The organism is Limnobaculum zhutongyuii (assembly GCF_004295645.1).
Classification (GTDB): domain Bacteria; phylum Pseudomonadota; class Gammaproteobacteria; order Enterobacterales; family Enterobacteriaceae; genus Limnobaculum; species Limnobaculum zhutongyuii.
This window is the reverse complement of record NZ_CP034752.1, coordinates 262874-289334: the sequence shown is the minus strand read 5'-3', so window position 1 is coordinate 289334 and position 26461 is coordinate 262874. Positions and strand designations below refer to the sequence as shown.

The following is a 26461-nucleotide window of genomic DNA, read 5'->3' as shown; positions in this document are numbered from 1 at the left end:
CTATTTAACTGATTATTATGAACGCTTCATCATATCAAAGAATTCATCATTAGTTTTCGTCATCGCTAACTTATTGATGAGGAATTCCATTGCATCAATCTCTCCCATAGGGTGAATAATTCTGCGCAGGATCCACATTTTCTGTAATTCTTCTGATGTTGTCAGTAATTCTTCTTTACGGGTACCAGAACGGTTGTAATCAATGGCCGGGAACACACGCTTTTCTGCAATCTTGCGAGACAGGTGTAATTCCATGTTACCAGTACCTTTAAACTCTTCGTAGATAACTTCATCCATTTTAGAGCCAGTATCCACCAGTGCTGTAGCAATAATGGTCAGACTACCGCCTTCTTCCACATTACGAGCAGCGCCAAAGAAACGTTTTGGACGATGCAGGGCATTCGCATCCACACCACCGGTCAATACTTTACCTGAAGCCGGTACAACTGTGTTATATGCGCGAGCCAAACGGGTAATAGAGTCAAGCAGAATGATAACGTCTTTTTTATGTTCAACCAGACGCTTAGCTTTTTCGATAACCATTTCAGCAACCTGGACATGGCGAGACGCCGGCTCATCAAAGGTTGAAGCCACAACTTCACCTTTTACCAGACGTTGCATCTCGGTAACTTCTTCCGGACGTTCATCTATCAGTAAAACCATCAGCACACAGTCAGGATGGTTATAAGCAATGCTCTGTGCGATGTTTTGCAGCAGCATTGTCTTACCCGCTTTTGGCGGCGCAACAATCAAACCTCGCTGACCACGGCCAATCGGAGAAGCAAGATCCAGAACGCGAGCGGTTAAATCTTCAGTAGAACCATTACCACGCTCCATTCGCAGACGAGAGTTAGCATGTAATGGTGTTAAGTTTTCAAACAGAATCTTATTGCGGGCGTTTTCTGGCTTATCGTAGTTAACTTCATTAACTTTCAGTAATGCAAAATAACGTTCACCTTCTTTCGGTGGACGAATTTTTCCTGAAATGGTGTCACCAGTACGTAAGTTAAAACGGCGGATTTGACTAGGGGAAACATAGATATCATCTGGGCCTGCGAGGTAGGAGCTGTCAGCTGAGCGGAGGAAACCAAATCCATCCTGCAATATTTCCAGCACGCCATCGCCAAAAATATCTTCTCCACTTTTCGCATGCTGCTTCAGAATCGAAAAGATAATATCTTGCTTGCGCATACGGGCCAGGTTTTCCAGTCCCATATTTTCGCCGAGAGTAATCAACTCAGAGACCGGCGTATTTTTTAGTTCGGTAAGATTCATAATGGTGGGTTCTTTAACTCGGGGTCTGTCTCGAAAAGTCTTCGTGAATAGCTGGCGGTATACGCCGCGCCTGTATTATTAGAATATTCGGTCATTATTTTATATCAGAAAAGTAGTATGACGATGCCTGACCACATATCAGAAACTCAGAAATAATGCCCGGATATACATTCTAAACCTGTTTTAAAATCATAGCATTCACAGCCTATGCTCATGATTGAACTGCTCTAAGAACTTTAAGCTACGATTTTAAAACGAGTACGTATTACGTATATAGATAAGATTGCATGAAGCGTGATTAAAGGTAGCACGCTTTATTACCAGAGTCTACGGTTCAGCCAATAAATTAGCACCCACAGACAGCTTTTCCGGTAAAACTCGCTTTGATATCACTATTTTTTATTTAATCTGATAACCAGCGCCTCTTGTTTACCCATAAAAAAATGGATAAACAAGAGCAAACGCACAGTAAGAATTAATTCAATATCAATTAAATACTGGCATCCAAAAACTCTTTCAATTGAGATTTTGACAGTGCGCCAACTTTCGTTGCAGCAACCGCGCCATCTTTAAACAGTAGCAGAGTGGGAATACCACGAATACCGAACTGAGGTGCCGTCGCTGGGTTTTGATCGATATTCAATTTAGCAACCGTTAGTTTACCTTCATACTCAGCCGCCACTTCATCCAGAATCGGGGCAATCATTTTGCATGGACCACACCATTCGGCCCAAAAATCCACCAGTACAGGACCATCAGCTTTTAATACATCATTTTCAAAGCTGCTATCGGTTAAGTGAATAATTTTTTCGCTCATGTTTGACTCCACAGGATTAGATATGTTTCATTGGTGTTATATTAGCCAAAGAAACGTTGAATATATGTTGACTTTATTTCAACGGATACGCATTCGTAAAGCAATACTTTCGTGAATACAAGGTTAGCTGATATTCTACACCACTATGAGCAAAACACACTTAACAGAACAGAAGTTTGCCGACTTCGCACTACACCCTTCGGTAATCAAGGCCCTTGAAAACAAAGGCTTTCATTACTGTACGCCAATACAAGCACTGGCGCTTCCTTATACGGTTGCAGGGCATGACGTTGCAGGACAGGCACAAACGGGTACCGGAAAAACACTGGCTTTTCTGGCATCTACCTTCAATTATTTACTGACTCATGAGGCTGATAGCAATCGCAAAATCAATCAACCTCGTGCGTTAATCATGGCTCCCACCCGTGAGCTTGCAGTCCAAATTCATAACGATGCAGAAGCACTGGCTCAGGAAACTGGTCTGAAAATTGGGCTGGCCTATGGTGGCGATGGCTATGATAAACAGTTAAAAGTACTGGAAGCCGGCGTTGATATTCTGATTGGTACTACCGGTCGCCTTATTGATTACGCCAAGCAAAACCATATTGATTTAGGTGCTATTCAGGTTGTTGTTCTGGATGAAGCCGATCGTATGTTTGATCTGGGATTTATCAAAGATATCCGCTGGATTTTCCGTCGTATGCCACCGGCAACTCAACGCTTAAGCATGCTATTCTCAGCAACGCTTTCTTTCCGCGTTCGTGAACTGGCATTTGAACATATGAATAATCCTCAATATGTTGAAGTGGAACCTACACAAAAAACTGGCCACCGAATTCAGGAAGAGCTGTTCTACCCTTCCAACGAAGACAAAATGCGCTTACTTCAGACGCTTCTGGAAGAAGAATGGCCTGAGCGCTGTATTATTTTTGCTAATACTAAACATGCCTGTGAAGAGATCTGGGGGTATTTGGCCGCTGATGGACATCGCGTTGGTTTATTAACTGGTGATGTAGCACAGAAAAAACGCTTACATATTCTGGATGATTTCACCAAAGGTAATCTGGATATTCTGGTAGCAACGGATGTTGCAGCCCGTGGTTTACATATTCCTGAAGTTACCCACGTATTTAACTATGATCTTCCGGACGACTGTGAAGACTATGTACATCGCATTGGTCGTACCGGGCGAGCGGGCGCCAGTGGGCATTCCATCACTCTGGCTTGTGAGCAATATGCATTAAATCTGCCGGCTATTGAGCAATATATTGGTCACTCAATTCCTGTTAGCCGCTATAGTTCTGAAGCGCTACTGACCGATCTTCCGGCACCAAAACGTCTTTCACGTCCGCGTAATACCGGAAATCCAAGACGTAGTAGCGGACCTCGTCGGAATGGGCCGCCGCGTAACAGAAAGCGTCCAGGTTAATATTGATGCAGCCAGTACGGGTAACTAATTAAGCTTTATGAACAGACAGACAGATGAATTGCCTCTTTATGCCGCCATCGATCTTGGTTCGAATAGCTTTCATATGCTGGTTATCCGGAAAATTGCTGGCCGTATCCAAATTATTGACCGCATCAAACGAAAAGTCCGGTTAGCTGCCGGGCTTGACGGTGATAATTGTTTATCCGAAGAAGCAATGCAGCGTGGCTGGCAATGTTTACGTCTGTTCGCTGAACGCCTGTATGACATTCCCCCATCCCATATTTGTATTGTTGCTACTGCTGCGTTACGGGCAGCTAAAAACGCCAATACATTTATTACCACAGCCGAAACCATTTTAAATTATCCGGTTAAGATTATCAGCGGTGAAGAAGAAGCCCGGTTAATCTATCAGGGTGTGGCCCATACCACTGGGGGTGCACTATCCCGACTGGTGGTCGATATTGGTGGCGGCAGCACCGAACTGATTACCGGAAATGCGGATAGCATTTCTCAATTGGTGAGTTTACCAATGGGCTGTGTGACCTGGCTGGAACGTTATTTTAACGACAGAACGTTAAACACCAACAACTTTCATCAGGCAGAACTCGCAGCGCATCATCTCCTGCTTCCCATTGCCAATAAGCTAAAATATCAGGGATGGGATATTTGTGTCGGTGCATCAGGCACCGTACAAGCGCTACAGGAAATCATGGTAGCCCAGGGAATGGATGAGCAAATTACGCTGGATAAGTTACAGCAATTAAAAGAACGTGCGATTCAATGTGGCAAGCTGGAAGAGCTGGAGATCCCTGGTCTGACTTTAGAAAGAGCACTGGTTTTTCCTAGTGGGCTCTCTATTCTGATCGCTATTTTTGAAACCTTAAATGTAAACAGCATGAATTTGGCCGGCGGCGCACTGCGTGAAGGTCTGATATACAACATGCTAAATCAACCGGTAGAAAAAGATATTCGTCAAACGACCATTGAGGCTATGCAATATCAGTATGCCATCGATCGACAACAGGCCGACAGAGTCAGCCAGCTAACCCATCATTTTTGCCGCCAGCTAAAAGAGATCTGGGATATCAATGAGAGCATGACAGAGATGCTTCATTGGGCCAGCCAGATACATGAAATTGGATTAAGTATCGATTTCAAACAATCCCCCCAGCACGCGGCTTACTTGCTAAATCATACTGAAATGCCAGGATTTACCCCCGCACAAAGGAAATTGCTGGCAGCTTTGCTGATAAATCAAACCGATATCATTAATCTGTCAGTGCTGGCAGAGCAGAACGCATTATCACTACCGCAGGCACAACGACTGGTACGTTTACTGCGTATTGCCATTTTATTGTGCCGTTCACGGCATTCTGACCGCATTCCGAATATCACGCTTATCGGGCAGGGAGAGCAACTTAATCTGAAAATCAGCAAAGAATGGCTTTCATTGTACCCCTTGCAGACCGAAGCATTACAGCAAGAGAGCCGTTGGCAAACTTATAGCCATCTTCCTCTGGTAATAATTAAAAATTAGTCTTGGGACCGTGCTTTTGCCAGCTGTTCACGAATATTAGCCAGATGCCCTTTGCCTTTTTCCATTCTCTCTTCGGCAGACACAACCTTACGAGCACTTTCCCAGCGCAAATCATCCTGAGGCAACTCCAGTAAGAATCGACTTGGCTCCGGGCGCACCAACTCGCCAAACTGACGGCGTTCACGACAGAGTGTAAACGTCAGCTCCTTCTGAGCTCTGGTAATGCCTACATATGCCAGACGGCGCTCTTCATCAACATTATCTTCATCAATGCTGCTTTGATGAGGAAGCAATCCTTCTTCCATCCCCACCAGATAAACATAAGGGAACTCAAGGCCTTTCGAGGCATGCAGCGTCATTAATTGAACCTGATCGAAATCTTCTTCATTTTCACCCCGTTCCATCATGTCACGCAGCGTAAAGCGAGTGACTACTTGTGTTAGCGTCATAGGCTCATCCAGATCGGAGCCTTCTAACATTTCAGTCATCCAGCCAAACAGCTGATTGACGTTTTTCATACGCATTTCAGCCGCTTTCACGCTGGGAGAGGTCTCATATAGCCAGCTTTCATAATCCATACCGTGAATCAGATCTCTGACGGCAGCAACGGGCTCTCTTTCAGACGTTTCAGCGACAGAAGATAACCAGCGGGTAAAACGTTGTAGCGACTCAAGTCCACGCCCGGTGAGATATTGTTCCAGTCCAACGTCAAAGCTGGCACGGTATAAGCTAACGCTTCTCTGATTAGCCCATGTCCCTAATTTTTCCAGCGTTGCCGGGCCAATTTCACGGCGAGGAGTATTCACAATACGTAAAAATGCGCTGTCATCATCCGGATTGGTCAACACACGTAAATAGGCCATCAGATCTTTAATTTCTGGTCGGGAAAAGAAAGATGTCCCACCAGAAATCCGGTAGGGAATACGGTTTTGCATCAGCATTTTTTCAAAAATACGTGACTGGTGATTTCCCCGATACAGAATGGCGTAATCTTTGTAATCGGTTTTATTGATAAAGTGATGGGCAATCAATTCACCTACAACCCTTTCGGCTTCATTGTCTTCATTATTGGCCGTCACTACCTTCAGTTCTTCACCGTATCCCAGCTCTGAGAACAGCCGTTTCTCAAATACGTGCGGGTTGTTGGCAATCAGAATATTAGCTGCTTTAAGTATTCGCCCGGACGAACGGTAATTTTGCTCCAGCTTAATCACTTGTAAAGCCGGAAAGTCCTGACTCAATAACACTAAGTTTTGCGGGCGAGCCCCCCGCCATGAGTAGATTGACTGATCGTCATCTCCCACCACAGTAAAACGAGCACGATTACCCACTAACAGCTTAACCAGTTCGTACTGGCTGGTATTGGTATCCTGATATTCATCCACCAGCAGATAACGCAGACGATTTTGCCAACGTTCTCTAACTTCTTCATTTCGCTGTAATAATAAAGTAGGTAATAAAATCAGATCGTCGAAGTCGAGAATGCTGCAGGATTTGAGCTGTTTATCATACAGGTCATAACAGTGAGCAAATAACTTATCACGCTCGGATTTCGCCGCCGCGGCAGCCCCTGCCGGACCAATCAAATCGTTCTTCCAGTTAGAAATGGACGATATCAACTGCGAAATTAATACCTTGTCATTATCCAGCCACTTCTCTGTCAACTCTTTCAATAATGCTATCTGATCCTGATCGTCAAACAGCGAAAAGTTGGACTTCATATTCAATGCGACATGTTCACGCTTGATAATTTCCAGCCCAAGAGTATGGAACGTTGAGATAACAATCCCTCTGGCCTCTTTACGCCCCAGCGTTTGTGCCAGACGCTCTTTCATCTCTCTGGCCGCTTTATTGGTAAAGGTTACTGCCGCAATATGACGAGCCTGATAGCCACACTCACGAATCAAATAGGCAATTTTATTAATAATCACCCGAGTTTTACCCGAACCAGCACCAGCCAGCACTAAACAAGGGCCGGTAACAAATTCAACTGCCTGCTGTTGGCGGGGATTCATGCGCATAACAAAGCTACTTACTCAGAAGACCTAGGGGGAAGGATTATAGCAAAAATATGATTCCCCTATACACCAGGAAGGCTTGATGAATAGCGGAAACAAAAAAGCCTGCAATTTATACAGGCTTATACACTACATAACCATTAGTTATTATTTTGATGCTGGTCCAAATTAGTTAGCACCTGGCGTTCCTTCCAGACAGAAGAACACCAGTAAAACGATAGAACCAAACGGAATGAAGGCAATTAAATACCACCAACCGCTTTTATCCAGGTCGTGTAAACGACGAATAGCAACGGCCAGACTAGGCATAAAGATCGCTAACGCATACACAACCAGTAAAATCATACTAACGATGCCATTTGAACCAAAAATAGCATCTAACACACCGCCAACAATCATGAGTACAACCATGGCAATCATGCTAAACAGTACAAACATCCAGTACTCTTTACGACGCGCACGGCCGGAAAAATCAGCGTATTTCTCTAACAAACACTTTTTAAACCATTCCACAATTTCTTTCCTTGAAAAATAAATAAACTAAAAAAATCGAACGCCCGAATTATATCTGAAACCATTACATAAGTAATAATCATCCAACTGTAAATATTTCGAAAAGATTGATTATAAATAAAGGATTAAAATTCAATTGGGTAAAATTTTTCCAAAAAAAACCAGAGAAAAATTCTCTGGTTTCTGTATTCATTAATCTGAATTAACCGGCAACAGCGATACGTTTCATATCAGTCATATAACCACGCAATTTCTTACCAATCACTTCAATTGGATGATTACGGATAGCTTCGTTAACATCACGCAGTTGGGCATTATCAATTTCTGCTGCAGCAACAGATTTACCTAAGTCACCAGCCTGCAATGAACCCATGAATTTTTCACGCAACAGTGGTACTGCAGCATTAGAGAACAGATAGTTACCATACTCAGCAGTATCAGAAATAACCACGTTCATTTCATACAGGCGCTTACGAGCAATGGTGTTAGCAATTAGCGGTAACTCGTGCAGAGACTCATAGTAAGCAGACTCTTCGATAATACCGGAAACCACCATGGTTTCGAACGCCAGCTCAACCCCGGCTTTAACCATCGCGATCATCAATACGCCGTGATCAAAGTATTCCTGCTCGCTGATTTTACCTTCCTGTTGAGGTGCATTTTCGAAAGCGGTACGGCCTGTCTCTTCACGCCAGCCTAATAATTTGGCGTCATTATTTGCCCAGTCAGCCATCATGCCTTCAGAGAAGGCACCAGAGATGATGTCATCCATATGCTTTTGGAACAGTGGTGCCATCAACGCTTTTAGCTGTTCAGACAGTGCGAAAGCACGCAGTTTTGCCGAATTAGACAGGCGATCCATCATCAAGGTAATGCCGCCTTGTTTCAGAGCTTCAGTCGTGGTTTCCCAACCATACTGTACTAATTTCTCAGCATATGCCGGGCTGGCACCATCAGCCACTAGCTTGTCAAAACATAGAATTGAACCAGCCTGTAACATCCCGCACAGGATAGTTTGCTCACCCATCAGGTCAGACTTAACTTCAGCAACAAAAGAAGACTGCAGAACGCCAGCGCGATGACCACCGGTTGCTGCCGCCCATGCCTTAGCAATCGCCATGCCCTCACCTTTTGGATCGTTTTCCGGGTGAACAGCAATCAGCGTTGGTACACCGAAACCGCGCTTATACTCTTCACGAACTTCCGTTCCCGGGCACTTCGGCGCAACCATCACCACGGTGATATCCGGACGAATAGTTTCGCCAACTTCAACAATATTGAAACCGTGAGAATAACCTAATGCTGCACCTTGTTTCATCAGCGGCTGAACTGCCTGAACGACTGCTGAGTGCTGCTTGTCTGGCGTCAGGTTAACGACTAAATCTGCCTGAGGAATCAGTTCTTCATAGGTACCTACTTTAAAACCATTCTCTGTCGCTTTACGCCATGATGCACGTTTCTCATCAATCGCTTCTTTACGTAGCGCATAAGCGATATCCAGACCAGAATCACGCATATTCAGACCCTGGTTAAGACCCTGAGCACCACATCCGACAATAACGATTTTTTTACCCTTCAGAAAACCGGATTCATCAGCAAACTCATCACGCCCCATAAAACGGCACTGACCTAATTGGGCCAACTGCTGGCGTAAGTTTAATGTATTGAAATAGTTAGCCATTATTATTCTCCATTCCTGGTTGTTATGTTGCGCTTTGTTGTGTTGGTACTCATTAACTGCAGTACGCCTGAAATTCATAATAAGACAAGATCTGCATTGCTTAAATTGATATATTAAGAAGATGATATTGCAATTTCTGCAATACAAAATTTGGTGCCTTAATGTGGATCTTCGTGATTTAAAATTATTTCTTCATTTAGCCGACAGTCAGCATTTTGGCAAAACGGCTAAAGCAACCTATGTTAGCCCTTCCACCCTGTCAAGACAGATACAGCGAATGGAAGAGGAACTTGGGCAGATGCTGTTTCTGCGAGATAACCGCACGGTACAACTCACACATGCAGGTCAACAGCTTAAAGTCTTTGCTCAACAAACATTATTACACTATCAACAGTTAAAAAATGCCCTGACACAGGAGGGAGAGTCTCTCAGTGGTGAACTGCGCATCTTCTGCTCGGTAACGGCTGCCTACAGCCACCTACCAACCATACTTGATCAATTTCGCGCCCTGCACCCCAATGTAGAAATAAAATTGACCACCGGTGACGCTGCGGATGCAGTTGATAAAATTCAGTCTAACGATGCAGATCTGGCCATTGCTGGTCGCCCGGAAACCCTGCCTTCTACCATTGATTTTCGCAAAATTGGTGAGGTTCCACTGGTGTTAATTACGCCCGCACTACCTTGCCCGGTACATACTCAAATGCTGGAACATAAGCCTGACTGGGCAAATATTCCTTTTATTTTACCGGAACACGGTCCAACACGCAGACGTATCGACCAGTGGTTCCGTCGTTACCATATCAGCAACCCGCAAATTTACGCCACGGTTGCCGGTCATGAAGCCATTGTTTCTATGGTTGCGCTTGGCTGTGGTATTGCACTGATCCCCAGTGTAGTACTGGATAACAGCCCGGAAACTATACGCAGTCGGATTTCAGTAGCAGACCACGTCACCCTGACATCCGCCTTTGATCTGGGCGTATGCGTACAGAAAAAACGTCTTAATGAGCCTCTGATTCACGCCTTCTGGCAGTTGATATGATTTTAATTGCTATCATTCTTCAGGATTGCGTTTAATCATTTCTGCCCGCATCAGGTAATGATAAAGGGGTGCCAATTGCTTAAACCCTTTCTCTAACTGAGAAACCAGGCCGTTATTAAAGACCATTTCCATCTCCTGACTGGTATGCATAACGGCAAATGACTTACGGTTATACCAGTTAGCAATACTGGCATCCTGCTCTTTAATTAAAGGTCGTTTATAGCTCTCACCCACCAGTTCAAAGGGTGATTTACTGCATTTGGCTACGGCTAAAAAATCTTTAGGCTCGGTACGCATCAATAAACGTAGCACATCCATCGTTTGTCGGCTGGCGGAGTAATAACCCAGACCATAACGATAAAAATCAGGCGCTATTTCAAAAAAGTAGACCGGAGCATCTTTCCAGTCTTTGCTGTGTCGCTTGAAGGTTAGCCACATATGGCTGCGATAACGAGATTTATCATGGCTGAAGCGAGTATCACGATGAATTCTGGACAGAGTTTTACCAATTGCCGGGCGGGTTTCAAACTCTGGATCAATCAGCATCATGCACTGAGTCAGATCGGTCACCAGAGCACGAAAAGGGGTGAGTATTTCATCATCATAGATATGACGATGATCGTCGAACCAATCTTTGCTGTTTTGAATTCTGACATCCTGCAAGAATGTCAGCCCTTGCTGGCTAAACCCATTGAATTGCATTATCACTCCTGCCCGTTAGCCCATCATCAGAAAAACCAAATGCTGCGGAATATCATTCTTCGACAGCATTCAGATCATTGCCCTGATTATCCCGCCAGAAAAAAGCGGAACGCCGGATTATCCGTCTCATCGTGGTAATCATACCCCAACTGTTCAAGATGCTGTTCAAACTCAGCATCGTGCCCAATCAGTTCAAAAGCCGCAAGTACTCGGCCGTAATCGGTACCATGACTGCGATAATGAAACAGAGAAATATTCCAGTAGGTTCCCAGCGTCTGCAAAAACTTTAACAAGGCCCCACCCGATTCAGGAAATTCAAAGCTGTATAACCGCTCACTTAACGGTTTCGCCGGACGGCCTCCAACCATATAGCGAACGTGTAGCTTAGCCATTTCATCATCAGATAAATCAACCACCTGATAACCATCATCGCGCAGTTCGCGGATAATCTCTTCTCTTTCAGTCTGACCTCTGGTTAAGCGAACCCCAACAAAGATACAGGCATCTTTATCACTGGCGTAACGATAGTTAAACTCAGTCACTGAACGGCCACCTAACAGCTGGCAAAATTTCAGAAAACTGCCTTTCTGCTCAGGAATAGTGACCGCCAGCAGCGCTTCCCGCTTTTCACCTAACTCACAGCGTTCGGAGACATAGCGCAAACCGTGGAAATTCAAATTAGCACCGGACAAAATACAGGCCAGACGCTCGCCTTCCAAATTATGCTGTTCAGCATATTTTTTCAGGCCCGCCAGCGCTAACGCGCCCGACGGTTCTGCAATCGCCCTGACATCTTCAAATAAATCTTTTACTGCGGCACAAATTGCGTCGCTGTCGACGGTAATAACATCATCAAGATATTCACGGCACAGGCGGAAAGTCTCATCACCAATACGTTTTACCGCTACGCCATCGGCAAATAGCCCTACTCGATCAAGATCGACAGGCTGTCCGGCATTCATTGCCGCCACCAGACAGGCAGAATCTTCAGCTTCAACGCCAATAACTTTAATTTCTGGCATCAATTGCTTAATCAATACCGCTACACCGGCGGCCAATCCACCACCACCCACCGGAACAAAGACACGATCAAGATGCGCATCCTGTTGGATCAACTCCATACCGATGGTGCCCTGCCCGGCAATCACTGCCGGATGATCGAACGGAGGAATAAAGATATAGCCTTCCTGTTCAGACAGGGCAATAGCTTTGGCTTTCGCCTCATCAAAGTTAGCACCGTGCAGCAGCACTTCGCCACCAAAGCCACGTACAGCATCAACTTTGATATCCGGTGTCGTTAACGGCATAACAATCAGAGAACGAATACCTAAACCAGTCGCCGACAGCGCAACACCCTGAGCATGATTACCCGCTGAGGCTGCAATTACACCATTAGCTTTCTGCTGCTCATTCAGCCCGGCAATCATCGCGTGCGCACCACGCAGTTTAAAACTGTGCACCGGCTGTCGGTCTTCGCGCTTTACCAGCACGGTATTATTCAGACGAGCTGAGAGCTTATTCATCACCTGCAATGGCGTAACCTGAGCTACGTCATAAACCGGTGAACAGAGCACGGCTCTCAGATATTCTGCACCTGTCGGTGCAGAAGAGAGTGGTAATGGAACTGCCATAACAGTTAGCCTCCCAGCTTACTTTTATCCCTGACGGCGCCTTTATCTGCGCTGGTTGCTAAACTGGCATAAGCACGTAACGCGAATGAAACCTGACGCTCACGAGCCGCTGGCGTCCAGGCTTTGTCACCACGGGCAACTTCTGTCTGACGGCGGCTGGTTAATTCACTGTCTGATACATCCAGCACAATACTGCGTTTTGGAATATCAATATCAATCATATCCCCATCACGGACTAAACCAATTAAACCGCCATTGGCTGCTTCCGGCGAGATATGACCAATAGACAATCCGGAGGTACCGCCAGAGAAACGGCCATCGGTGATCAACGCACAGCTTTTACCTAATCCCATGGATTTCAGGAACGTCGTTGGATACAACATCTCCTGCATGCCCGGTCCACCCTTTGGACCTTCATAGCGGATAACCACGACATCACCGGCAACCACTTTCTTGCCCAGAATAGCGTCAACCGCATCTTCCTGACTTTCATATACTTTTGCCGGGCCGCGGAATACCAGATGTTCATCATCAACACCGGCCGTTTTAACAATACAGCCATCCACCGCCAGGTTACCGTTTAATACCGCCAGACCACCTTCCTGACTGTATGCATGCTCTTTATCACGGATACAGCCTTCTGCACGATCGTCATCCAGAGAATCCCAGCGACAATCCTGAGAGAAAGCCTGAGTGGTACGAATACCTGCAGGACCAGCACGGAACAGGGTTCTTACCGCATCATCACTGGTACGCATAATGTCGAACTTGTCTAACGTTTCCGTCAGGCTCAGCCCCATAATATTTTTTGTATTACGGTTTAGCAGGTCTGCACGTTCCAGCTCACCCAAAATACCAATTACACCACCGGCACGATGAACATCTTCCATATGGTATTTCTGGGTACTTGGAGCAACCTTACATAGTTGAGGAACCTTGCGCGATAAGCGGTCAATATCATTCATGGTGAAATCAACTTCACCTTCCTGTGCGGCAGCCAGAAGATGCAATACGGTATTGGTTGAACCACCCATGGTAATATCCATCACCATCGCATTTTCAAATGCCGACTTATTCGCAATAGCGCGAGGCAATACGCTTGCATCATCCTGCTCATAATAGCGTTTGGTTAATGCCACAATCTCTTTACCCGCATTCAGGAAAAGTTGCTTACGGTCTTTATGTGTGGCCAACAGAGAACCATTTCCTGGCAGCGCTAAGCCCAGAGCTTCGGTTAAGCAGTTCATGGAGTTGGCAGTAAACATACCGGAACAGGAACCACAGGTAGGGCAGGCAGAACGTTCTATTTGAGCACTGTCTTCATCGCTGACATCAGGGTTGGCACCCTGAATCATGGCATCAATCAAATCCAGCTTGATGATTTTGTCTGATAGCTTAGTTTTTCCTGCTTCCATCGGACCACCGGAAACAAAAATAACCGGAATATTCAGGCGCAAAGACGCCATTAACATTCCCGGGGTAATCTTGTCACAGTTAGAGATACACACCATCGCGTCAGCACAGTGAGCATTCACCATGTATTCTACCGAATCGGCAATCAGTTCCCGGGAAGGAAGAGAATAAAGCATGCCTCCATGCCCCATCGCGATACCGTCGTCCACCGCAATAGTATTGAACTCTTTGGCAACGCCACCTGACTCATGGATCTGATCGGCAACCAGCTTACCTAAGTCACGTAAATGCACATGGCCCGGTACGAACTGTGTAAAAGAGTTCACCACGGCAATAATTGGCTTACCGAAATCAGCATCGGTCATACCCGTTGCGCGCCATAGCGCACGGGCTCCTGCCATATTGCGACCATGTGTAGTTGTAGCTGAACGATACTTAGGCATGCTTTATTCACTCCCGTTGTTTTATCCGGGCGGAGTTACTCCGCCCGTTGGTATTATGTTTGCTTTATTTATTATTGATTTACTAAGTCTAACCAGCCGTATTTATCTTCTGTCTGACCATTGAACAGACCAAAGAAACGCTGTTGAATTTGCTTAGTGATAGGACCACAGCGGCCAATTCCGACTTCAATACCATCAACGCTGCGTACTGGTGTAATTTCAGCAGCGGTACCGGTCATAAACACTTCATCAGCAAGATAGAGTGACTCACGGGACAGAACCTGCTCACGAATTTCAAAGCCCAGGTCTTTAGTTAGCTTCATGATGGCATCGCGAGTAATACCCGGCAGGGCCGCAGAAGTTAAGGTCGGAGTAAAGACTACGCCATCTTTAATAATGAAGATGTTTTCGCCCGCACCTTCAGAAACATAACCATGAACATCCAGAGCAATACCTTCAGTATAACCATGGCGACGAGCCTCACTACCAACCAGTAAAGAAGAAAGGTAGTTACCGCCAGCTTTCGCCGCAGTTGGAATGGTATTTGGTGCAGAACGATTCCATGAAGAAACCATCGCATCGATACCCTGATCCAAAGCTTCTTCTCCCAAATAAGCTCCCCAAGGGAAAGCCGCAATGATGACATCAGTTTTGTATCCTGGTGGTGGGTTAACCCCCATACCAACATCACCGATGAATACGAGTGGACGAATATAAGCGCTGGTCAGGTTATTTTTGCTTAGTGTTTCACGACAGGCTGCCATCAATTCATCTACGGAGTAAGAAACCGGCATACGATAAATTTTTGCTGAATCACGCAGACGCTGCATATGCTCGCGATGACGGAAAACCGCAGGGCCCTTATGGGTGTTATAGCAGCGCACACCTTCAAATACCGAAGTACCATAGTGTAATGCATGAGACATCACGTGAACTTTTGCATCAGCCCATGGGGTCATTTCGCCATTGAACCATATGTAGTCTGCTTTCTTCGTACTCATTGTCTCTATTCCTTGTCGCGCTAGGCGCGTATTTGTTGTGATGTTTGATTGAGGATCTCAACGCTGTTGACATCCGCAAGTTTAGTTAACTGAGAAGATAATAAATTGACAGGGCGCTCACTGGAAACGGTTAAATGAATATTTATATTATCTCCATTGCCTGTCTGATTCATGTTCATTTTGCACACACGGAAACCTCTGTGGCGAACAACCCGCAGTAGACGTTCTAAAACCTCTGAGCGAAAGCGGGTTTGAATATAAAGTTGATGTTCTGTCATGATACTTTCTCCAGCATGGTTTCGTTACCAGCACCTGGTGGAACCAGAGGCCAAACATTTTCTAATTCATCAATTGAAACGTGAAGCAAGTAGGGACCTTCACTGGTTAACATTGCATTTAAAGCATCATCAACCTGATCTTTACGAGAAATACTCTGCCCAGGAATGCCAAATGCGCTGGCCAGTACCAGAAAATCCGGATTATCAGATAAATCGGTTTCACTATAACGTGCATCAAAAAACAGTTGCTGCCACTGTCTCACCATACCCAAACGCTGGTTATCTATTAGCACTATTTTTACCGGCAACTTTTTGCGCTTTATCGTGCCCAGCTCCTGAACGTTCATCATGAAAGAGCCATCCCCTGAAACACAAATCACCATGTCGTCAGGACGGGCCATTTGTGCACCAACCGCAGCCGGAATACCAAAGCCCATAGTTCCTAAGCCACTTGATGTAATAAAGTTTTCCGGACAACTGAATGACATATGCTGAGCGCTCCACATCTGATGCTGTCCCACATCAGTGGTGATTACGGCGCTTTCAGGCTTTTTATCAGAAAGTTGTTTTAACAATAGCGGGGCATAGATAGGTTGGCCAGGATGGTCATAGCGAGCAGCAAATTCGGTTTTCATTGTCATTACCGATTTACGCCAGCTCTCGATGGACATCGGCTGCTGCAACGCAGGCAATATCTCATTTAAATCTCCCTGCAGCGCAACATGAGGTGTTCTTAATTTACCTAATTCGGCCGGGTCGATATCCATATGGATAACTTTGGCATTCGGTGCAAAAGCATTTAATTTTCCTGTTACCCGATCGTCAAAACGCACCCCGATAGCCACTAACAGGTCACAATCCTGTACGGCTAAGTTACTGGCTTTGGCACCATGCATTCCTAACAGGCCTAAATAACATGGGTCCTGGGCATCAAAAGCACCTAAACCTTTCAGAGTCGATACGCCAGGCATTCCCGTAACGTTAACGAAGGTACGTAATGCATCAACTGCCTGAGCCATACCAACCCCGCCACCAACGTATAACATTGGCTTTTTGGATTGCGTAATCATCTCTCTGGCTAACGCCAAATCAGCATCAGCGACTTTAGGAAGCTCTTCAACAGAGAACAGAGCCGGCTTGAGATGATCTCCCGCGGCTAGCTGAATGTCTTTCGGAATATCGATGAGTACAGGCCCCGGACGACCGCTGCAGGCGGTAGCGAAAGCCTGAGCAATGATGGCTGGCAGCTCTTCCAGAGACTCCACCAGATAGCTGTGTTTAGTACAGGCCAATGATAATCCTAAAACATCAACCTCCTGAAAAGCATCAGTACCAATCAGTGGAGAGGCAACCTGACCCGTAATAGCCACAACGGGTACTGAATCCAATAATGCATCCGCCAGTCCGGTTATCAGATTCGTTGCCCCCGGGCCAGAAGTCGCAATACAAACCCCAACTTTCCCCGTTGCTCTGGCATAACCAAGAGCGGCTATCGCAGCACCTTGCTCATTGCGGCACAGCAAATGTTCAATACCGCCGTCAAACAGCGCATCATAAACTGGCATAATAGCCCCACCGGGGTAGCCAAAAACCGTCTCAACACCCTGTTCGCGTAATGTATGTACAACCCACTGTGCCCCATTCATCATTCTTACCCCGTTTGTCTTCATGCTCAGAACAGTTTTTTATACTGTTTGCTTCGTTATGCTTTATGTTGTGTTTTGCTTGAATTTTTATTACGCATAAAAAAACCCCCGACTTCTCAGTGCGGGGGTTCTTGAATTTCAGACCACTAATCAGGTCATTCTTCGTCCAAGTGCTGCCCCGCACGGTGGGATAATAATCACCACCACACTAATAATCACGAGGCTAATCACTTGGCTTACAGACTTCATAGTTTCAATAAAATTCTTTATCAGTCGAACGAATGAATACAGAGTTATCATAATTGTGTGTTAAGTGACAAGTTATTTTTTCATTCCATTTCAAAAACTCAAGATAATAAATTAAAAAATATCTTTATTTATCATTTAAATAAAACTCAATTCAGAATAAAATTTATTTTTTCTCGATCGGGGACACATAAAACCAGTGATATAAGCCATATAACTAGCAATTATTTGGAATATAAATCTAAAAAATGAAGCTCAGTTCTAAAATAAATAAAACTATTTCCCTCAAACCTGACAGGATCCGCTGAAAAATAAGTCGGATAATTCAGTATGTCATTAGCCATCGTTCACACCCGAGCATCAATAGGAATTCAGGCGCCAGCCGTCAGTGTTGAAGTTCATATCAGCAACGGAATGCCCAATTTTACTTTAGTTGGTTTACCTGAAATAACGGTAAAAGAGGCAAAAGATCGGGTAAGAAGTGCCCTGATAAACAGCGGATTTACTTTTCCTCCTAAAAAAATCACGGTGAATTTAGCGCCAGCAGATTTACCCAAAGAAGGGGGGCGATTCGATCTACCCATTGCGTTAGCCATACTGGCGGCTTCTGAACAAATCCCCGCGACAAAATTACATCAGCATGAGTTTTTAGGCGAACTCGCTCTTTCTGGAGAAATAAAACCAATCAATGGCGCAATACCAGCAGCTCTGGCAGCATCCAGAAACGATCGTATTTTGGTTCTTTCACAAGGAAATGCCACTGAAGTGGCGCTCATTGAACAAGGCAATAACCTGATTGCCGCGAATCTTGCCGAAATATGTCATTACCTGTCGGATAATGAAACTACGCTTTGCAAACCGGCTAAACAAGTTATTCAGGATGATTCATTATCCTTACCCGACCTGAAAGATATTATTGGTCAGGAGCAGGCAAAACGAGCACTGGAAATTTCTGCTGCCGGAGGGCATAACCTGCTGCTACTCGGTCCTCCGGGTACCGGTAAAACCATGCTTGCTACTCGACTCAATGCACTTTTACCTCCTCTAAGCGATCAGGAAGCTTTAGAGAGCGCAGCTATATCGAGCCTAGTCCATACACCACAAAATTCGTCAAACTGGCGTAAACGGCCTTTCAGAGCCCCTCATCATAGTGCATCGATGGCTGCACTGGTGGGTGGCGGTTCAATTCCCAGACCTGGTGAAATTTCTCTGGCACATAATGGCGTGCTATTTTTGGATGAATTACCTGAATTTGAGAGAAAAGTATTGGATGCTCTCAGAGAGCCATTAGAGTCAGGAGAAATTGTTATTTCCCGGGCTAGTGCAAAAGTCTGCTTTCCTGCAAGAGTTCAACTGATTGCGGCAATGAACCCCAGCCCTACCGGACACTATCAGGGGATACTCAGCCGTTCGAATCCTCAGCAAATTATGCGCTATTTAAACCGATTATCCGGCCCCTTTCTCGATCGATTCGACTTATCTATTGAAGTACCGCTGTTGCCTCAAGGTGTATTAAGCCAGCGCAGAGAAGAAGGGGAATCCAGTCAGTCTGTCCGGCAACGGGTGCTAAATGCCAGAGAACTTCAAACCAAAAGAAGTGGCAAAGTAAATGCGCAACTAAGCAGTAAAGAGGTGGAATCAAACTGTAAGCTTAATCCGGAAGATGCATTATTCCTTGAGCATGCCTTATTAAAACTTGGGCTTTCTGTTCGTGGATGGCATCGCATTTTAAAAGTCTCCCGAACTATTGCTGACTTATCCGGTAGCGAAGCGATAAGCAGAAGCCATATTGCTGAAGCATTAAGCTATCGCTGTATGGATCGGCTACTGTTACAGCTTTATAAAGCGGTAGGATAAAAAAACGGGGCTTTAAGCCCCGTTAGTTAATCATCAGTGTCGTTAAAGTCTTCGACAGTATCTACCTGTGGCTTACCACCAGATAGCGTGTGGAAGCGCTTAGGGCGACGAATACGATCAAGGTATTTAATCCATACCTTTTCAGACTCAGTTGCAGGTTCACGCTCTCCACGGCAAACAGCGACGAATAGTTTTTCTTCTTCTGTTGCTGGTTCACGCTTGCCTAAATCAAGCTCATTAAAAGCATAACCTAAACGTTCTAGCAATTGAGCTTCTTTAATGGTGAAATCCCCATGGCGGGAAAAGCCTCGAGGATAATTTTTATTGTCAAAAAAACGATGCGTCGTAGTGAAGCTTTCCGCCATCTGACATACTCCTAAGTATCTAAATTAATGCCGTTATGGCGCGGAGTATTAGTGAGGCTTGCCGGTGTGTAAAACAAAAAATTTAAATCGTTACGATAAAATTATTTGGAGATAGTGTGGATACAGAATTACTAAAGACTTTTCTGGAAGTGAGCAAGACCCGTCATTTTGGTCGGGCAGCTGAATCTCTGTATCTCACACAATCAGCAGTGAGCTCTCGCATACGACTGTTAGAAAATCAGTTGGGCGTTAATCTTTTTACTCGCCACCGCAATAATATTCGGCTCACGGCCGCGGGCGAACAGCTTCTACCCTATGCAGAGAATCTGATCATTACCTGGCAGCAGGCACGCTCGGCTATCACCAAAAGTAACCAAAAAAAGAATACGTTATCGATTGGCGCATTGCCTTTAATCTGGGAAACCGGCCTGACAGACTGGCTTGAATCGCTCTACTTAGTACATAAAAATTTACAGTTTGACGCCAGAGTTGCGCCACGAAATATTCAAGTACAGCAACTTCACGAAAGACAGCTAGATCTTTTGATTACCACAGAGCCTTCCAAAATGGATGAGTTGGTCAGTGAAAGGATAACCACAATCCCATTACAGTTAGTGATGTCTGAGCGAAAAACCAATGATAAAAAAAGAGCTTACATCTCCCTTGATTGGGGAATCGACTTTTCACAACAGGAAAAAGAGTGCTTCACCCAGGAGATCCTACCAATCCTGACAACCAGCTCGGCACTGATGGCAAAACAGCTGTTAAGGAATACCGCTGGCTGTACTTTTTTACCTGAATTCTGGCAAAAGCAACATCCTGAACTGAAACCTGTGTTACCACTTCAATCAATCAATCTTCCTTTATATGCCATCTGGCTACAAAATAGTGAGCATCATCAACTGATTCATAAATTGATTAGTAGCTTCAACGCTGCTGAAGATCTTGAATAATAGATTGATATTAATGAATTAATCTAAATTTTTAAGCTAAATTGCAGACAATAAAAAACCCTTTGTGAAAACAAAGGGTTTTTTACTTTTTTATGGCAGGGGCGGAGAGACTCGAACTCCCAACACCCGGTTTTGGAGACCGGTGCTCTACCAATTGAACTACGCCCCTAAAGAACGCTTACTACTACGCCTGCTAATATAGCAGGCATAATATAAATAAGTGGCGGAACGGACGGGACTCGAACCCGCGACCCCCTGCGTGACAGGCAGGTATTCTAACCAACTGAACTACCGCTCCACCGATTCTTTTTCATTACAAGAACAAATCATCTTGTAATCTATATTTAAAGCCTGGCAGTTCCCTACTCTCGCATGGGGAAGCCCCACACTACCATCGGCGCTACGGCGTTTCACTTCTGAGTTCGGCATGGGGTCAGGTGGGACCACCGCGCTGTCGCCGCCAGGCATATTCTGTACATGAACCGTTGTATGTCAATATCACTATCCACACAACCATCCATTTCAATCCTGAACATTCGCTGAAATTCGACTTCTCTCTCTCAATCTCATCTCACCAAAACACCTTCGGTGTTGTAAGGTTAAGTCTCACGGTTCATTAGTATCGGTTAGCTCAACGTATCGCTACGCTTACACACCCGACCTATCAACGTCATAGTCTTTAACGTTCCTTCAGTGGACTCTGGGTCCAAGGGAAGACTCATCTCGAGGCAAGTTTCCCGCTTAGATGCTTTCAGCGGTTATCTTTTCCGCACGTAGCTACCGGGCAATGCCATTGGCATGACAACCCGAACACCAGTGGTGCGTTCACTCCGGTCCTCTCGTACTAGGAGCAACCCCTCTCAATCTTCCAGCGCCCACGGCAGATAGGGACCGAACTGTCTCACGACGTTCTAAACCCAGCTCGCGTACCACTTTAAACGGCGAACAGCCGTACCCTTGGGACCTACTTCAGCCCCAGGATGTGATGAGCCGACATCGAGGTGCCAAACACCGCCGTCGATATGAACTCTTGGGCGGTATCAGCCTGTTATCCCCGGAGTACCTTTTATCCGTTGAGCGATGGCCCTTCCATTCAGAACCACCGGATCACTAAGACCTACTTTCGTACCTGCTCGAGCCGTCACTCTCGCAGTCAAGCTAGCTTATGCCTTTGCACTAACCTCACGATGTCCGACCGTGATTAGCTAACCTTCGTGCTCCTCCGTTACTCTTTGGGAGGAGACCGCCCCAGTCAAACTACCCACCAGACACTGTCCTCAACCCGGATCACGGGCCAAAGTTAGAACATCAAACATTAAAGGGTGGTATTTCAAGGTTGGCTCCACGATGACTGGCGTCACCGCTTCAAAGCCTCCCACCTATCCTACACATCAAGGCTCAATGTTCAGTGTCAAGCTATAGTAAAGGTTCACGGGGTCTTTCCGTCTTGCCGCGGGTACACAGCATCTTCACTGCGAGTTCAATTTCACTGAGTCTCGGGTGGAGACAGCCTGGCCATCATTACGCCATTCGTGCAGGTCGGAACTTACCCGACAAGGAATTTCGCTACCTTAGGACCGTTATAGTTACGGCCGCCGTTTACTGGGGCTTCGATCAAGAGCTTCGCTTACGCTAACCCCATCAATTAACCTTCCAGCACCGGGCAGGCGTCACACCGTATACGTCCACTTTCGTGTTTGCACAGTGCTGTGTTTTTAATAAACAGTTGCAGCCAGCTGGTATCTTCGACTGGCTTCAGCTCCATGGGTAAACCACTTCACCTAATGCCAGCGTGCCTTCTCCCGAAGTTACGGCACCATTTTGCCTAGTTCCTTCACCCGAGTTCTCTCAAGCGCCTGAGTATTCTCTACCTGACCACCTGTGTCGGTTTGGGGTACGATTTAATGTTACCTGGAGCTTAGAGGCTTTTCCTGGAAGCAGGGCATCAACTACTTCACCACCGTAGTGGCTCGTCATCACGCCTCAGTGTTAATAAGCAATCGGATTTACCTAATCACTCCACCTACACGCTTAAACCGGGACAACCGTCGCCCGGATAGCCTAGCCTTCTTCGTCCCCCCTTCGCAGTAACACCAAGTACAGGAATATTAACCTGTTTCCCATCGACTACGCCTTTCGGCCTCGCCTTAGGGGTCGACTCACCCTGCCCCGATTAACGTTGGACAGGAACCCTTGGTCTTCCGGCGAGCGGGCTTTTCACCCGCTTTATCGTTACTTATGTCAGCATTCGCACTTCTGATACCTCCAGCAGACCTCACAGTCCACCTTCGCAGGCTTACAGAACGCTCCCCTACCCAACAATATTTTCATATCGCTGCCGCAGCTTCGGTGCATGGTTTAGCCCCGTTACATCTTCCGCGCAGGCCGACTCGACCAGTGAGCTATTACGCTTTCTTTAAATGATGGCTGCTTCTAAGCCAACATCCTGGCTGTCTGTGCCTTCCCACATCGTTTCCCACTTAACCATGACTTTGGGACCTTAGCTGGCGGTCTGGGTTGTTTCCCTCTTCACGACGGACGTTAGCACCCGCCGTGTGTCTCCCGTGATAACATTCTTCGGTATTCGGAGTTTGCATCGAGTTGGTAAGCCGGGATGGCCCCCTAGTCGAAACAGTGCTCTACCCCCGAAGATGAGTTCACGAGGCGCTACCTAAATAGCTTTCGGGGAGAACCAGCTATCTCCCGGTTTGATTGGCCTTTCACCCCCAGCCACAGGTCATCCGCTAATTTTTCAACATTAGTCGGTTCGGTCCTCCAGTTAGTGTTACCCAACCTTCAACCTGCCCATGGCTAGATCACCGGGTTTCGGGTCTATACCTTGCAACTTGACGCCCAGTTAAGACTCGGTTTCCCTACGGCTCCCCTATTCGGTTAACCTTGCTACAAAATATAAGTCGCTGACCCATTATACAAAAGGTACGCAGTCACACCCCAAAGGGTGCTCCCACTGCTTGTACGTACACGGTTTCAGGTTCTGTTTCACTCCCCTCGCCGGGGTTCTTTTCGCCTTTCCCTCACGGTACTGGTTCACTATCGGTCAGTCAGGAGTATTTAGCCTTGGAGGATGGTCCCCCCATATTCAGACAGGATGTCACGTGTCCCGCCTTACTCATCGAACTCACAATCTGTGCATTTTGGTGTACGGGACTATCACCCTGTACCGTGCGACTTTCCAGACGCTTCCACTAACACACAAACTGATTCAGGTTCTGGGCTCCTCCCCGTTCGCTCGCCGCTACTGGGGGAATCTCGGTTGATTTCTTTTCCTCGGGGTACTTAGATGTTTCAGTTCCCCCGGTTCGCCTCATACGACTATGTATTCATCGTATGATAGTGCAACGAATTGCACTGGGTTTCCCCATTCGGGTATCGCCGGTTATAACGGTTCATATCACCTTACCGACGCTTATCGCAGATTAGCACGCCCTTCATCGCCTCTGACTGCCTAGGCATCCACCGTGTACGCTTAGTCACTTAACCTCACAACCCGAAGGTGTCTCGAAAGACAACATTCTAAAGTTGCAAACAATTGAGAGACTCGCTCAGTCCACTACATGTCAGTGTATTACTCATGTATGGCTGAGGATTCAAATTTCAGCTTGTTCCGGATTGTTAAAGAGCAAATATCTCAAACATGGCTCAGTAAGCCAGTTTTGAGATATTCATCGACAATGTCTTTCACCCATTATCAGCAAGTGGCGTCCCCTAGGGGATTCGAACCCCTGTTACCGCCGTGAAAGGGCGGTGTCCTAGGCCTCTAGACGAAGGGGACACAGATATGTCAGCTTCGCAGACGCTTTGCTCTCTTTTTATTTCATCAGACAATCTGTGTGGACACTGCACGCAACTGCATATCTTTCAGGTAAGGAGGTGATCCAACCGCAGGTTCCCCTACGGTTACCTTGTTACGACTTCACCCCAGTCATGAATCACAAAGTGGTAAGCGCCCTCCCGAAGGTTAAGCTACCTACTTCTTTTGCAACCCACTCCCATGGTGTGACGGGCGGTGTGTACAAGGCCCGGGAACGTATTCACCGTAGCATTCTGATCTACGATTACTAGCGATTCCGACTTCATGGAGTCGAGTTGCAGACTCCAATCCGGACTACGACGTACTTTATGAGGTCCGCATGCTCTCGCGAGGTAGCTTCTCTTTGTATACGCCATTGTAGCACGTGTGTAGCCCTACTCGTAAGGGCCATGATGACTTGACGTCATCCCCACCTTCCTCCGGTTTATCACCGGCAGTCTCCTTTGAGTTCCCACCATTACGTGCTGGCAACAAAGGATAGGGGTTGCGCTCGTTGCGGGACTTAACCCAACATTTCACAACACGAGCTGACGACAGCCATGCAGCACCTGTCTCAGAGCTCCCGAAGGCACTAAAGCATCTCTGCTAAATTCTCTGGATGTCAAGAGTAGGTAAGGTTCTTCGCGTTGCATCGAATTAAACCACATGCTCCACCGCTTGTGCGGGCCCCCGTCAATTCATTTGAGTTTTAACCTTGCGGCCGTACTCCCCAGGCGGTCGACTTAACGCGTTAGCTCCGGAAGCCACTCCTCAAGGGAACAACCTCCAAGTCGACATCGTTTACAGCGTGGACTACCAGGGTATCTAATCCTGTTTGCTCCCCACGCTTTCGCACCTGAGCGTCAGTCTTTGTCCAGGGGGCCGCCTTCGCCACCGGTATTCCTCCACATCTCTACGCATTTCACCGCTACACATGGAATTCTACCCCCCTCTACAAGACTCTAGCTTGCCAGTTTCGGATGCAGTTCCCAGGTTAAGCCCGGGGATTTCACATCCGACTTGACAAACCGCCTGCGTGCGCTTTACGCCCAGTAATTCCGATTAACGCTTGCACCCTCCGTATTACCGCGGCTGCTGGCACGGAGTTAGCCGGTGCTTCTTCTGTGGGTAACGTCAATACATGGTGCTATTAACACCACATCCTTCCTCCCCACTGAAAGTGCTTTACAACCCTAAGGCCTTCTTCACACACGCGGCATGGCTGCATCAGGGTTTCCCCCATTGTGCAATATTCCCCACTGCTGCCTCCCGTAGGAGTCTGGGCCGTGTCTCAGTCCCAGTGTGGCTGGTCATCCTCTCAGACCAGCTAGGGATCGTCGCCTAGGTGAGCCATTACCCCACCTACTAGCTAATCCCATCTGGGTTCATCTGATGGCGCGAGGCCCGAAGGTCCCCCGCTTTGGTCTTGCGACGTTACGCGGTATTAGCTACCGTTTCCAGTAGTTATCCCCCTCCATCAGGCAGATCCCCAGACATTACTCACCCGTCCGCCGCTCGTCACCCAAGGAGCAAGCTCCTCTGTGCTACCGCCCGACTTGCATGTGTTAGGCCTGCCGCCAGCGTTCAATCTGAGCCATGATCAAACTCTTCAATTAAAAGCTTGATGCTCAAAGATTACTTTCAATAATTCAAATGAATTACTGTCTGGTCACTCTTTAAGACTTGGTATTTTTTTGTGTCGTTACACCGAAGTGTAATGACGTGAGATACCGTCTTGTGAGTGCCCACACAGATTGTCTGATAAATTGTTAAAGAGCGATGTTGCGGCGAAAAACTTCC

18 protein-coding genes, 3 tRNA genes and 3 rRNA genes are annotated in these 26461 nt (G+C 46.4%); 5 read left to right on the top strand and 19 right to left on the bottom strand.

All coding sequences use genetic code 11. From position 1 onward, the window contains the following. Nucleotides 1-15: 15 nt before the first annotated feature. Together rho and trxA are read right to left on the bottom strand one after the other, a co-directional pair. Nucleotides 16-1275 carry a transcription termination factor Rho gene (gene rho, locus EKN56_RS00915; RefSeq protein WP_047782390.1) on the bottom strand — a complete coding sequence of 420 codons (1260 nt, stop codon included), beginning with the start codon at nt 1273-1275 and terminating at the stop codon, nt 16-18. A 490-nt stretch (nt 1276-1765) separates the two neighbouring features. Continuing rightward, nucleotides 1766-2092, bottom strand: coding sequence for a thioredoxin TrxA (trxA, locus tag EKN56_RS00910; protein WP_130590096.1), 327 nt, complete (start codon nt 2090-2092; stop codon nt 1766-1768). A gap of 145 nt (nt 2093-2237) precedes the next feature. On the opposite strand from trxA, the gene rhlB reads away from it, so the two are divergent. Together rhlB and gppA are read left to right on the top strand one after the other, a co-directional pair. Then, entirely contained in the window at nt 2238-3521 is a 1284-nt protein-coding gene (gene rhlB / locus EKN56_RS00905; protein WP_130590095.1) for an ATP-dependent RNA helicase RhlB, read from the top strand. 37 nt (nt 3522-3558) lie between these two features. Continuing rightward, nucleotides 3559-5058: a guanosine-5'-triphosphate,3'-diphosphate diphosphatase gene (gene gppA / locus EKN56_RS00900; RefSeq protein ID WP_130590094.1), complete on the top strand. Its 1500-nt coding sequence runs from the start codon at nt 3559-3561 to the stop codon at nt 5056-5058. Here gppA and rep read toward each other — a convergent pair. From rep to ilvC, 3 genes are all read right to left on the bottom strand, one after another. After that, nucleotides 5055-7079: a DNA helicase Rep gene (rep, locus tag EKN56_RS00895; protein WP_130590093.1), complete on the bottom strand. Its 2025-nt coding sequence runs from the start codon at nt 7077-7079 to the stop codon at nt 5055-5057. The genes gppA and rep overlap by 4 nt on opposite strands. A gap of 165 nt (nt 7080-7244) precedes the next feature. After that, nucleotides 7245-7589, bottom strand: a complete 345-nt coding sequence (locus EKN56_RS00890; RefSeq protein ID WP_130590092.1) for a DUF805 domain-containing protein — start codon at nt 7587-7589, stop codon at nt 7245-7247. Between the two features lie 202 nt (nt 7590-7791). Next, entirely contained in the window at nt 7792-9270 is a 1479-nt protein-coding gene (gene ilvC, locus EKN56_RS00885; RefSeq protein ID WP_130590091.1) for a ketol-acid reductoisomerase, read from the bottom strand. 163 nt (nt 9271-9433) lie between these two features. Here ilvC and ilvY point away from each other — a divergent pair, with 163 nt between their 5' ends. Continuing rightward, nucleotides 9434-10315, top strand: coding sequence for an HTH-type transcriptional activator IlvY (gene ilvY / locus EKN56_RS00880; protein WP_130590090.1), 882 nt, complete (start codon nt 9434-9436; stop codon nt 10313-10315). A gap of 12 nt (nt 10316-10327) precedes the next feature. On the opposite strand, the gene EKN56_RS00875 is transcribed toward ilvY, so the two are convergent. The 7 genes from EKN56_RS00875 to ilvL all read right to left on the bottom strand — a co-directional run bounded on the left by EKN56_RS00875 (nt 10328) and on the right by ilvL (nt 17678). After that, nucleotides 10328-11023: a DUF2461 domain-containing protein gene (locus tag EKN56_RS00875; RefSeq protein ID WP_130590089.1), complete on the bottom strand. Its 696-nt coding sequence runs from the start codon at nt 11021-11023 to the stop codon at nt 10328-10330. Nucleotides 11024-11103: 80 nt separating this feature from the next. Next, complete coding sequence (ilvA, locus tag EKN56_RS00870; protein ID WP_130590088.1) at nt 11104-12648, bottom strand: threonine ammonia-lyase, biosynthetic; 1545 nt, start codon at nt 12646-12648, stop codon at nt 11104-11106. Between the two features lie 5 nt (nt 12649-12653). After that, nucleotides 12654-14504, bottom strand: coding sequence for a dihydroxy-acid dehydratase (gene ilvD / locus EKN56_RS00865; RefSeq protein ID WP_130590087.1), 1851 nt, complete (start codon nt 14502-14504; stop codon nt 12654-12656). Between the two features lie 71 nt (nt 14505-14575). Beyond that, the gene (locus EKN56_RS00860; RefSeq protein ID WP_130590086.1) at nt 14576-15505 is read right to left on the bottom strand and encodes a branched-chain amino acid transaminase; all 930 of its coding nucleotides are present in this window, start codon (nt 15503-15505) and stop codon (nt 14576-14578) included. A gap of 20 nt (nt 15506-15525) precedes the next feature. Continuing rightward, nucleotides 15526-15783 carry an acetolactate synthase 2 small subunit gene (ilvM, locus tag EKN56_RS00855; RefSeq protein ID WP_130590085.1) on the bottom strand — a complete coding sequence of 86 codons (258 nt, stop codon included), beginning with the start codon at nt 15781-15783 and terminating at the stop codon, nt 15526-15528. After that, nucleotides 15780-17429: an acetolactate synthase 2 catalytic subunit gene (ilvG, locus tag EKN56_RS00850; protein WP_130593546.1), complete on the bottom strand. Its 1650-nt coding sequence runs from the start codon at nt 17427-17429 to the stop codon at nt 15780-15782. Before ilvG ends, ilvM begins: the two co-directional genes overlap by 4 nt. Before the next feature lie 150 nt (nt 17430-17579). Then, nucleotides 17580-17678, bottom strand: a complete 99-nt coding sequence (gene ilvL / locus EKN56_RS00845) for an ilv operon leader peptide (RefSeq protein WP_130590084.1) — start codon at nt 17676-17678, stop codon at nt 17580-17582. A 327-nt stretch (nt 17679-18005) separates the two neighbouring features. Here ilvL and EKN56_RS00840 point away from each other — a divergent pair, with 327 nt between their 5' ends. Then, nucleotides 18006-19532, top strand: coding sequence for a YifB family Mg chelatase-like AAA ATPase (locus tag EKN56_RS00840; protein WP_130590083.1), 1527 nt, complete (start codon nt 18006-18008; stop codon nt 19530-19532). 26 nt (nt 19533-19558) lie between these two features. On the opposite strand, the gene EKN56_RS00835 is transcribed toward EKN56_RS00840, so the two are convergent. Next, entirely contained in the window at nt 19559-19897 is a 339-nt protein-coding gene (locus tag EKN56_RS00835) for a DUF413 domain-containing protein (RefSeq protein ID WP_130590082.1), read from the bottom strand. Between the two features lie 116 nt (nt 19898-20013). Between EKN56_RS00835 and hdfR the strand changes: the two genes are divergently transcribed. Next, nucleotides 20014-20850 (top strand): HTH-type transcriptional regulator HdfR, encoded by an 837-nt coding sequence (hdfR, locus tag EKN56_RS00830; protein WP_130590081.1) that lies wholly within the window; start codon nt 20014-20016, stop codon nt 20848-20850. Between the two features lie 93 nt (nt 20851-20943). Here hdfR and EKN56_RS00825 read toward each other — a convergent pair. The 6 genes from EKN56_RS00825 to EKN56_RS00800 form a co-directional block, all read right to left on the bottom strand. Beyond that, a tRNA-Trp gene (locus EKN56_RS00825) sits at nt 20944-21019 on the bottom strand. 52 nt (nt 21020-21071) lie between these two features. Then, a tRNA-Asp gene (locus tag EKN56_RS00820) sits at nt 21072-21148 on the bottom strand. Between the two features lie 51 nt (nt 21149-21199). Beyond that, nucleotides 21200-21315 (bottom strand): 5S ribosomal RNA (rrf, locus tag EKN56_RS00815). A 130-nt stretch (nt 21316-21445) separates the two neighbouring features. Beyond that, nucleotides 21446-24351, bottom strand: a 23S ribosomal RNA gene (locus EKN56_RS00810). Between the two features lie 216 nt (nt 24352-24567). Beyond that, a tRNA-Glu gene (locus EKN56_RS00805) sits at nt 24568-24643 on the bottom strand. Between the two features lie 91 nt (nt 24644-24734). Beyond that, nucleotides 24735-26277: ribosomal RNA gene (locus EKN56_RS00800) — 16S ribosomal RNA — on the bottom strand. Together the 16S, 23S and 5S rRNA genes with 3 tRNA genes alongside form the textbook arrangement of a ribosomal RNA operon. Nucleotides 26278-26461 lie beyond the last annotated feature (184 nt).